The sequence below is a fragment of the Streptomyces sp. BE303 genome (genome assembly GCF_036290945.1).
GTDB lineage: Bacteria > Actinomycetota > Actinomycetes > Streptomycetales > Streptomycetaceae > Kitasatospora.
In genome coordinates this window covers 1-10152 of record NZ_JAQYWZ010000345.1, presented here as the reverse complement: position 1 = coordinate 10152, position 10152 = coordinate 1, and the positions used below count along the sequence as shown (strand labels likewise).

Sequence of the window (10152 nt, the reverse complement as noted above, 5' to 3'; positions counted from 1 at the left end):
TCCGGCTGATCGCCCGGCACAGCGGCAAGTGCCTGGACGTCATCAACCAGGCCACCACCAACGGCGCCGCCCTCGAACAGTGGACCTGCGGCACCGGCACCAACCAGCAGTTCAGCCGCCACACCGTCGCGGTCTGACCCCGTGCGGGACCCGGTCCGTCCGCGGGCCGGGGCCCCACCCGGCACACGTTCCACCTCCACCGGCACGCCCCTCCCTCACCCGAGGGGCGTGCCGTCCGTCTGCCTGCCCCCGCACCTGGAGGACCGATGGCCCCGCGTACCAAGAAGGCACGGCACCGCACGGCCCGCACCTGTCTCGCCGCCGCGGTCGCGGCGGCCGGTGCCGGCCTGCTCGCGCCCCCGCAGCCGGCCGCCGCCGCCGAACCGACCGCCCACCTCACCGTCCGGCTCGACCCCGGCTACCAGCAGCAGCCCTTCCAGGGCTGGGGCACCACGCTGGGCTGGTTCGCCAACGTCACCGGCGGCTGGCCCGACGAGCGGCGCAACCAGCTGGCCGACGAGCTCTTCGGCGCCGACGGTCTCGGCCTGACCGTCGCCCGCTACAACATCGGCGGGGGCGACAGCCCCGAGACCGTGCCGTACATGCGGGCCGGAGCAGCCGTTCCCGGCCACTGGAACCGCCCTGCGGAGTTCGCCCCGCAGCCGGGCGGCGCGAACGGTGGAGTCGAGCCCGCCGACTGGTGGAACCCGAACGACCCGAACCACTGGAACGCCGCCGCGGACGCCAACCAGCGCTGGTGGCTCGCCGCCGCGAAGAGCCGCGGCGCCGACACCTTCGAGGCGTTCTCCAACTCCGCCCCGTACTTCATGACCGTCAGCGGCCTGGTCTCCGGCGCGGTCAACAGCTGGGAGAACAACCTCCGGCCCGACCAGTACGACCGCTTCGCCGCCTACCTGGCCGGGTCGATCAAGCGGGTGCAGGCCTCCACCGGCGTCACCTTCGACTCCGTGTCGCCGGTCAACGAGCCCGGTACGGGGTACTGGCGCGCCGGCGGTCCCCAGGAGGGGTCCCACTGGGACCACGCCGCCCAGGCGCGCATGATCGACAGCATGCGCGGTGCGCTGGACGCGGCGGGCCTGGCCACGCCGGTGGCGGCGATGGACGAGACCGACCCGGTCATGTTCCGCGACGACTGGAACTCCTACCCGGCCGCGACGCGTTCGGCGATCGGCCGGCTCAACGTCCACACCTACGGCACGCAAGGGCGGATCGGGGCCCGGGACGTCGCCAAGGGGGCGGGCAAGCCGCTGTGGATGTCGGAGGTCGACCTCGGCGGCAGCGGCCCGCAGAACTTCACCGACATGGCACCCGCCCTCGACCTCTCCCGCCGCATCACGGGCGACCTCACCCTGCTCGAACCGCGGGCGTGGGTCCTGTGGCAGGCCGTCGAGGACTACGAGAACATGACCCCGGCCCACGAGAACGCCAACTGGGGCCTCATCCAGGTCGACCTGACGCCCGACGACCCGGCCGCCGAGCCCGTCCGCAAGAACAAGAAGTACTGGGCGATGGCGAACTACACCAGGTTCGTCCGGCCCGGAGCCCGCATCATCGGCACCAATTCCGCCCACTCCCTCGCCGCCCTGCGGCCGGGCGGCGAGGGCACGGTGGTCGTCCACACCAACACCACCGGCACGGCGCAGGCCCTCACCCTCGACCTGGCCGGCTACCAGAAGCCGGGCTTCGGCACCGCCGTCCAGCGCTACACCACCGACGGCACCAGGAACGTGCAGCGCGGGGCGGACCTGACCGTCACGGCCGCCGCCACGGTGACCACGACGGTCGGCCCCGGCTCGGTCACCACGTTCGTCCTCCCCGGCGCGGTCGGCGTGAACGCCTCGACGGCGACCACACCGACGGGCGGCGCGCGGCAGCTGCTGAACGAGAACAGCGGCCTGGCCCTCGCGGCCGGGCCCAACGCCCAGGCGGGCCCCGTCCAGCGCACCTCGAACCCGGCGGACCCCGGGCAGCAGTGGACCTTCACCAAGGTCGGCGGCGGCTGGGACAGCACCGCGACCTACCGGATCACCAACGCCGCCACCGGCAAGGCCCTCGCGGTCACCGCGGGCGCCCTCGGCTCCGCCGCACCCGGCAACGCGGCGGCGCAGCTGTGGATGCGCTCCACCGCCGGCGACGGGCGCGGCACCTTCGTCAACAAGGCCACCGGGCTCCTGCTCGACGTCAGCGACGCCGCCGGGTGGGACGGCGCGCCGGTGAACGTCTGGCCGCCCACCACCGGGAGCAATCAGTCCTGGTCCGTGCGCAGCGCGGACGCGGACGTGTGGGCGCCGGTGACCGTGCGGCGCAGCGGCCTGTGCGCCGAGGTGGCCGGTGGCGCGGGGGCGCCCGGCGCCGCCGTCGTCCAGTCCGGTTGCACCGGATCATCGGCCCAGCAGTGGTCGTTGCGGGCCGGCAGCCCCGGCCAGGTGTCCGTGGTGGTGCGCCACAGCGGGCAGTGCCTGGACGTGGAGGGCGAGTCCACGGCGGACGGTGCCCGGGTGGTCCAGTACGGGTGCAGCGGGGCGTGGAACCAGGAGTGGTCGGTCCGTCCGACGGGCGGGGGCTTCTCCGCCCTGGTGGCGCGGCACAGCGGCAAGTGCCTGGCGGTCGAGTCGAGTTCGGCGTCGCCCGGTACGGCACTGGTGCAGGCGCCGTGCGGGTCGGGCGCCGGACAGCGGTTCAGGATCGGCTGACCGTCGTGACCGGGCGTGCCCCCGCCGAACCGCGGGCGGGGGCACGCCAGGCCCACCGGGTCAGGCAGGTCCCGTGGCGCCGGGCGGCGCGGCCGAGCTGGCGCGGACGATCAGCTCGGGCTGGACCGCCACCGTGGTGACCGGGGCCCCCTCGCCTTGCGGCGGATCGATCTGGTCGAGGAGGCGGGCCACGCACTGGCGGCCGACCTCCTCGAAGTTCTGCCGGACGGTGGTCAGCGGGGGCACGAAGTAGGCCGCTTCGGGAATGTCGTCGAAGCCGACCACGCTGACGTCGTGCGGCACCCGGCGGTCGGCCTCGTTCAGGGCGAGCAGGAGGCCCAGCGCGAGCTGGTCGTTGGCGGCGAAGACGGCGGTGACGTCCGGCTGCGAGGCGAGCCGCCGGCCGATCTCGTAGCCGGACGCGGCCGTCCAGTCGCCGAAGGCGATCGGCGGCACGGGCGCTCCGGCGGTTTCGAGAGCGGTGCGCCAGGCGGCCGCGCGCCGACGCGCGGCGTAGGAGTTCTGCGGCCCGCCGATGTGCCAGACGGTCCGGTGCCCGAGGTCGAGAAGGTGGCGGACGGCCGCCGTGACGCCGGCCGCCTGGTCGGTATCGACGGAGGTGTACCGCTGCTCGGGGTCGCCGTCCGCGACGACGATGGGCACGCCGGACGAGATGTCGAAGCCCGGCCGGTCGAGGATCTGGGCCTCGATGACGGCGAGCCCGTCGACGGCCTGGTCGGTGAGCTGCCGGACGGCGCGCTGGACGGCGTCCTCGGTCTCGTTCTCGACGCAGACCACGTTGACCGAGTAGCCGGAGGCCTGGGCGGCGCGGGAGATGGCGGCGAGAGTGCGGGCGTTGCCCTGGGCGGTGACGTCGAAGGTCACCACGCCGAGCGCGTGGAAGCGTCCGAGGGTGAGGGCCCGGGCCGCGCTGTTGCGCTGGTAGCCGAGCGTGCGCATGGCGGAGAGGACCCGCTCGCGGGTCTCCGGCTCCACGTTGGAGCGGTTGTTGGCGACCCGGGAGACGGTCTGTGAGGAGACTCCCGCGAGGGCGGCCACGTCCGCCTGGGAGGCCGGGCGCCGAGTGACGCGCGCGGCCGCGCCGGACTTCGCCGCGGTGTTCATGCCGGCCCCTTTCCCTGATGTCTGCGTCAACATCGTAGCGGCCGCGATCAGCGACCGGACACGGCCGGTCGGGAGCCGGGGGAGCGGGCCGGTGCGGTCGGGGGCCGGCTGCCGCACCCGTCGGCCGGCTTCGAGGGGGGCGCCCGAGCCGGCGGGCGTACGGGGCGGCGGGCGTACGGGCCGGCGGGCAAGCGAACAACATCGGACGTGAATCGATCGTCCGGCGCCGCCGGCCGGCCGTGGCGGGCCGCGTGGTTTACCCGGCCGACGTCCGACCGTAACCTTCCGGCGGTCGGCTCCGGGAGCCGATCCGCGGGGGCTCCGTCGGCCGCGACAGCCGGTCGAAAGGCCCCGTGAGCTGCACTCCTTGGCGATCTGTCACCCCCGCCCCTGCGGGAGCGTGCGGCCGGGCGGGCGCGCGCGGGCGGGCGCGGTGCTGATTACGAAGCTGCATCGCCGTGTTTCGGCGCCTTGACGCCCCGCGCGGAAACGGTCAACACTCAACACCATCGTCATGTTGGCGCAAACATTCGCCACGAAGGGCACTACCCTTGAGCACGTCACCCCCCTCCACCACCCCCCGGCCGAATCCGGTCCGCCCGCCCACGCCCAGGCCCGAAGCGGCGCCCCGGCTGCGACGGGGACGCCGTGTCGGACGGCCGGGGCACGGAGCGTTCGGCTACGCGTTCCTCGCGCCGTTCCTCGTCGTCTTCGTGATCGGCATCATCGCCCCGCTGGGCTACGCCGCCTACCTCAGCCTCTTCCAGGACCGCCTGGTCGGCGGCACCGTCTTCGTCGGCCTGGAGAACTACCGGCGGGCGCTCACCGACGACCTCGTCAGGGCGGGCCTGGGGCGGGTCCTGCTGTTCCTGGTCGTCCAGGTCCCCGTGATGCTGCTGCTCGCACTCGTGGCGGCGCTGGCGCTGGACAGCGGGAGGCTGCGCTGGACCGGCCTCTTCCGGATCGGCATCTTCGTCCCCTACGCCGTCCCGGCCGTCGTCGCGTCGCTGATGTGGGGATACCTGTACGGCGACCGCTTCGGACTCGTCGGCCAGATCGGCGAGGTGCTCGGCACGGACGTGCCCGACCTGCTCGGGTCCTCCTGGATGCTCGCCTCCATCGGCAACATCGTGACCTGGGAGTACGTGGGCTACAACATGCTGATCCTCTACGCGGCGCTGCGGACCGTGCCGCAGGAGCTCTACGAGGCGGCGGAGGTGGACGGCGCCGGGGAGTTCCGCAAGGCGTGGAGCATCAAGCTCCCGGCACTGCGGCCGGCCCTGGTCCTGGCCACGGTGTTCTCCATCATCGGCACGTTCCAGCTGTTCAACGAGCCGAACGTCATGCAGTCGCTCTCCCCGGGCGTCATCTCCACCAGCTACACGCCCAACATGTACGCCTACAACCTGGCCTTCAACGGCCAGCAGTTCAACTACTCGGCCGCCGTCGCCGTGGTCCTGGGCGGCGTCACCGCGCTCGCGGCCTACGCCGTGCAGATCCGGTCGATGCGAAAGGGGCAGGGCCAGTGAGCGCCAGGACCACCTCCGGCCGGCGCGCACGCGCCCGCCGCCCGAGCACCGCGCTCACGCTGGCCATGACCGCCATGCTGGCGTACGCACTGCTCCCGCTGCTGTGGCTGTTCATGGCCAGCACCAAGGACACCGCCTCCCTGCTGGAGAGCTTCGGCCTCTGGTTCGGCGACGGCTTCCGGCTGCTCGGCAACATCGGGAACGTCCTCACCCACGACGACGGCATCTACCTGCGCTGGTTCGGCAACACCCTGCTCTACGCCGTCGTCGGAGCGGGCGGAGCGGCCTTCGTCTCCACCGCCGCCGGATACGGCCTCGCCAAGTACCGCTTCCGCGGCAGGACCGCGATCGCCGCCATGATCCTCGGCGCCATCGCCATCCCCGGCACCGCACTCGCCGTCCCGACCTACCTCCTGTTCAGCAAGGCCGGTCTCGTCGACACCCCCTGGGCGGTCCTGCTGCCCTCCCTGGTCAGCCCGTTCGGGGTCTACCTCATGCGCGTCTACGCCGCCGAGGCCGTCCCCGACTCCCTGCTGGAGGCCGCCCGGATCGACGGCTCGGGGGAGCTGCGGACCTTCTTCACCGTCTCGCTGCGCCTGCTCGGCCCCGGCTTCGTCACCGTGCTGCTCTTCGCCCTGGTCGCCACCTGGAACAACTACTTCCTGCCGCTGATCGTGCTCAGCGACCCCCAGTGGTTCCCGCTCACCGTCGGCCTCAACCAGTGGAACGCGGTCGCCACCGGGGCCGCCGGAAGCGGCGCGACCACCACCGACTTCTACCCCCTCGTGGTCACCGGAAGCCTGCTCGCCATCGTGCCGCTCATCGTCGCCTTCCTCTTCCTCCAGCGCTTCTGGCAGTCCGGACTCGCCGCCGGAAGCGTCAAGGAATGACCGGCGCAAGCCCCATCCCCCTTCCTCACAGCAAGGACCCCCTCATGACCTCCGTCCACAGCCCGTCGCGCCGCAGAATCCTGGCACTGGCCCCCGCCGCGGCACTCGTCCTCGCCCTCACCGCCTGCGGCTCCGACGGCGGCTCCCCGTCCGAGGGGGCCGCCGACCCCGCCAAGGCCCTGGACACGCCCACCACGCTCACCTTCTGGACCTGGGCTCCGAACCTCGACAAGACCGTCGCCCTGTTCGAGCAGAAGTACCCCAAGATCAAGGTCGAGATCGTCAACGCGGGGCAGTCCGCGGCGGAGTACACCAAGCTCCAGACCGCCGTCAAGGCCGGCAGCGGCGGGCCGGACGTGGTCCAGGTCGAGTACTTCGCCCTGCCCGAACTCGCCCAGTCCAAGCGGCTCGTGAACCTCAAGGACTACGGCGCGGCCGCGCTGGAGTCCAAGTTCACCTCCTCGGCGTGGTCGCAGGTCACGGTCAACGGCGGCATCTACGCCGTCCCGCAGGACACCGGCCCGATGGCGATGTTCTACAACAAGAAGCTCCTCGACGAGCTGCACATCGAACCGCCCAAGACCTGGGCCGAGTTCGAGACCGCCGCGGCGAAGATCAAGGAGTCCGCCCCGGACCGGTACATCACCTCCATCGACCCCGGCGACGCCGGCGGCCTCGACAGCCTGATGTGGCAGGCCGGCAGCCGCCCCTTCCAGCAGAAGGGCGAGACGGGGGTCGGCGTCGACCTCCAGGACCCCGGCGCGAAGAAGGTCGCCGACCTCTGGACCTCCCTGGTCGACCGCAAGCTCGTCGACACGGCCCCGGGCTGGACGAACGAGTGGTGGCAGTCGATGAACAGCGGCCGGTACGCGATGTGGATCATCGGCGCCTGGGCCCCGGGCAACATCGCCTCCACCATCCCCACCACCGCCGGGAACTGGCGGGCGGCGCCGATGCCCCAGTGGAACGCGGGTGACGACGTCACCGCCGAGAACGGCGGTTCGGCCGTCGCCGTCCCCACCACCAGCAAGAACAAGGCCGCCGCCGCCGCCTTCGCCACCTGGCTGAACTCCGACCCCCAGGCCGTCCGCTCCCTCAACGCGAACGGCCTCTTCCCCGCCACCACCGAGCTCCTCAAGGACCCGGCCTTCCTCGACCGGCCCGTCGACGCCCTCGGCGGGCAGCAGGCCAACCAGGTGTTCGCCGCCTCCTCCGCCTCGGTCGGCAAGGGCTGGCAGTACCTCCCCTTCCAGGTCTACGCCAACTCGGTGTTCAAGGACACGGTCGGCCAGAGCTTCACCAGCGGCATCAACGGCGGTCTGACGGCCTGGCAGAAGCGCATCACCGAGTACGGCAACCAGCAGGGCTTCAAGGTCACGGCACCGTGACGTCCGGCGCCCGCCCCGACCCCCCTCTCAGGAGCAGCAGTACCATGCCAGTTCTCCAGATCGACGGAGACGACTTCACCCTCGACGGCGAGCCCTTCCGCATCATCTCCGGCGGGCTGCACTACTTCCGGATCCACCCGGACCAGTGGGCCGACCGCCTGCGCAAGGCCCGGCTCATGGGCCTCAACACGGTGGAGACCTACGTCCCCTGGAACCTCCACCAGCCGTCCCCCGACACCTTCCACCTGGACGGCGCCCTCGACCTCCCGCGCTTCCTCGACCTGGCCGCGGCCGAAGGTCTCCACGTCCTGCTGCGCCCGGGCCCGTACATCTGCGCCGAGTGGGAGGGCGGCGGCCTGCCGTCCTGGCTCCTCGCACACCCCGGCATCAGGCTCCGCAGCCAGGACCCCGTCTACCTCGCTGCCGTGGAGGACTACTTCGAACGCCTCCTGCCCCCGGTGCTCGACCGCCTGGCCACCCGGGGCGGCCCGGTTCTGGCCGTCCAGGTGGAGAACGAGTTCGGAGCGTACGACGACGACACCTCGCATCTGGAGCACCTGGCGGGCCTGCTGCGCCGGCACGGCGTGGACGTCCTGCTGTTCACCTGCGACCAGCCCGCCGACCTGGCCCGCGGCGGGCTGCCGGGCACCCTCGCCACAGCCAACTTCGGCAGCCGCTCACGGGAGGGCCTCGCGGCCCTGCGGGCCCACCAGCCCAGCGGCCCGCTGATGTGCACGGAGTTCTGGATCGGCTGGTTCGACCGCTGGGGCGGCCACCACGTCGTCCGCTCGGCCGAGGACGCCGCACAGGAACTGGACGAACTGCTGTCCCTGGGGGCCTCGGTCAACCTCTACATGTTCCACGGCGGTACCAGCTTCGGTTTCACCAACGGGGCCAACGACAAGGCGGCCTACCGGCCGACCGTCACCTCCTACGACTACGACGCGCCCCTGGACGAGGCCGGCGATCCCACCGAGAAGTACCGCGCCTTCCGCGACGTCATCGCGAAGTATGCCCCCGTGCCCGCCGGCCCCGGGCCGGAGCCCGCCCCGAAGCTCGCCCCCCGCACCGTGCCGCTGACGGATGTCGCGGACCTCCTCCCGCACAGCGCCGCGCTCGGCGCCACCGTGCGCTCCGAACGCCCGCTCACGATGGAACAGCTGGGGCAGGACTTCGGGTTCGTCCGCTACGAGACCGTCCTGCCGCAGGCCGGGCCGGCTGTGCTGGAACTCCGGGACGTCCGCGACCGCGCGCAGGTCTTCCTCGACGGCCAGCCGGTCGGCGTCCTGGAGCGCGAGAACCACGAGCACGCCATCGCCTTCGGCGTCCCCCGGGACGGCGCCGTCCTGACCGTCCTGGTGGAGAACCAGGGAAGGGTCAACTACGGCCAGGGCCTGCACGACCGGAAGGGCCTGGCCGGCGCGGTCCTGCTCAACGGCGAGGAGCTCGGCGGGTGGACCAACCTGCCGCTGCCGTGGCGATCGCTCGACGGCCTCGACTTCACCACCGGGGACACACCGGTCGTCGGCCCCGCCTTCCACCGCGGGACCTTCCCGGTCGACGTGCCCGCCGACACCTTCGTGCACCTGCCCGGCTGGACCAAGGGCAACGTGTGGGTCAACGGCTTCCATCTCGGCCGGTACTGGTCCCGGGGCCCGCAGCGCTCGCTCTACCTGCCCGGTCCCGTCCTGCGCCCGGGGCTGAACGAGATCGCGCTGTTGGAACTGCACGCGGCTCCCTCCGAGCGGTCCGTCCGCTTCGCGCAGAGCCCCGACCTCGGACCCACCGAGGAGTGAGGGCGGCGACGCCATGACGGCAGGGCGCCTGCGGGACCTTCCCGCAGGCGCCCTGCCGTTTGTCGCGGTCCGGTGGTCGCCCGCCGCGGGGGCCGGCGCGGTTCGGGGCGATTGCCGCTCCGCAGTGAACGTCCGGGCGCCGCCCGGGCCGTGGCACCGTGCGGGGCTCGGGGGCTCGGGCCGAGTCCGGGGGCGGGGACGGGGGACGGGGGCCGGGGACGGTGCCGAAGGCCGGTCGAGGCCGGTGGGCCGTTCGCCCACCGGCCTCGACCGGCCGTCCCGTCCATGCTCTCCCCGCCGGTCAGGCCGGTCAGGCCGGACCCCCTCGAACCCCGCTGCGCCGCGCCGGTCGTCGGAGCGGACGAGCCCACGACGGGACGAGACACGTCCGCCGGTGGCGCTCACCACAGGGGTGGGCGCCACCGGCGGGTGGTGGCGATCAGGCCGACCCTCAGCAGCCCTCGCCGTTCCGTCAGTGTGCACCGGCCTGGCCGACCCGCCGTTGGAACGGCCGCTGCTGGCTGGGGTGCTGACGGAAGATGGGGAAGTTCTGGAGAGGCGTCAGTGCGTCAGGCGGGGAGTCCGACGGCGCGTTCGCCGTTGCGGCGTTGCTGGATGACGACGGCGACGACGAGGAGGGCGCCCTGGGCGACGTTCTGCCAGAAGGAGTTGATGCCCTGGACGGTGAGGCCGTTCTCCAGGCAGCCGAG

The 10152-nt window shown here is 72.6% G+C and carries 7 protein-coding genes; 6 read left to right on the top strand and 1 reads right to left on the bottom strand.

The window, feature by feature from the left end:
• Positions 1–5: 5 nt before the first annotated feature.
• Together PUR56_RS05055 and PUR56_RS05050 are read left to right on the top strand one after the other, a co-directional pair.
• A complete protein-coding gene (locus tag PUR56_RS05055; protein WP_329874745.1) occupies positions 6–137 on the top strand; it encodes an RICIN domain-containing protein in 132 nt (43 codons plus the stop codon).
• A gap of 129 nt (positions 138–266) precedes the next feature.
• Positions 267–2714 (top strand): RICIN domain-containing protein, encoded by a 2448-nt coding sequence (locus tag PUR56_RS05050; protein WP_329948003.1) that lies wholly within the window; start codon positions 267–269, stop codon positions 2712–2714.
• A 60-nt stretch (positions 2715–2774) separates the two neighbouring features.
• Here the strand turns inward: PUR56_RS05050 and PUR56_RS05045 are convergent, their stop codons facing one another.
• Positions 2775–3839 (bottom strand): LacI family DNA-binding transcriptional regulator, encoded by a 1065-nt coding sequence (locus tag PUR56_RS05045; protein WP_329874739.1) that lies wholly within the window; start codon positions 3837–3839, stop codon positions 2775–2777.
• 632 nt (positions 3840–4471) lie between these two features.
• On the opposite strand from PUR56_RS05045, the gene PUR56_RS05040 reads away from it, so the two are divergent.
• Genes PUR56_RS05040 through PUR56_RS05025 form a run of 4 tightly spaced genes read left to right on the top strand, consistent with a single transcriptional unit; the run spans position 4472 to position 9442 of the window.
• A complete protein-coding gene (locus PUR56_RS05040) occupies positions 4472–5368 on the top strand; it encodes a carbohydrate ABC transporter permease (protein ID WP_329874743.1) in 897 nt (298 codons plus the stop codon).
• The gene (locus PUR56_RS05035; protein WP_329874737.1) at positions 5365–6258 is read left to right on the top strand and encodes a carbohydrate ABC transporter permease; all 894 of its coding nucleotides are present in this window, start codon (positions 5365–5367) and stop codon (positions 6256–6258) included. Before PUR56_RS05040 ends, PUR56_RS05035 begins: the two co-directional genes overlap by 4 nt.
• Positions 6259–6302: 44 nt before the next feature.
• Positions 6303–7646: an ABC transporter substrate-binding protein gene (locus PUR56_RS05030; protein WP_329874735.1), complete on the top strand. Its 1344-nt coding sequence runs from the start codon at positions 6303–6305 to the stop codon at positions 7644–7646.
• Positions 7647–7690: 44 nt separating this feature from the next.
• Positions 7691–9442 (top strand): glycoside hydrolase family 35 protein, encoded by a 1752-nt coding sequence (locus PUR56_RS05025; protein ID WP_329874733.1) that lies wholly within the window; start codon positions 7691–7693, stop codon positions 9440–9442.
• The last annotated feature ends 710 nt before the right edge of the window (positions 9443–10152 follow it).

Bases quoted from the DNA above. Each gene is read 5' to 3' on its own strand.
- PUR56_RS05025 (WP_329874733.1), top strand. From the start codon at position 7,691: ATGCCAGTTCTCCAGATCGACGGAGACGACTTCACCCTCGACGGCGAG.
- PUR56_RS05030 (WP_329874735.1), top strand. From the start codon at position 6,303: ATGACCTCCGTCCACAGCCCGTCGCGCCGCAGAATCCTGGCACTGGCC.
- PUR56_RS05045 (WP_329874739.1), bottom strand. From the start codon at position 3,839: ATGAACACCGCGGCGAAGTCCGGCGCGGCCGCGCGCGTCACTCGGCGC.
- PUR56_RS05050 (WP_329948003.1), top strand. From the start codon at position 267: ATGGCCCCGCGTACCAAGAAGGCACGGCACCGCACGGCCCGCACCTGT.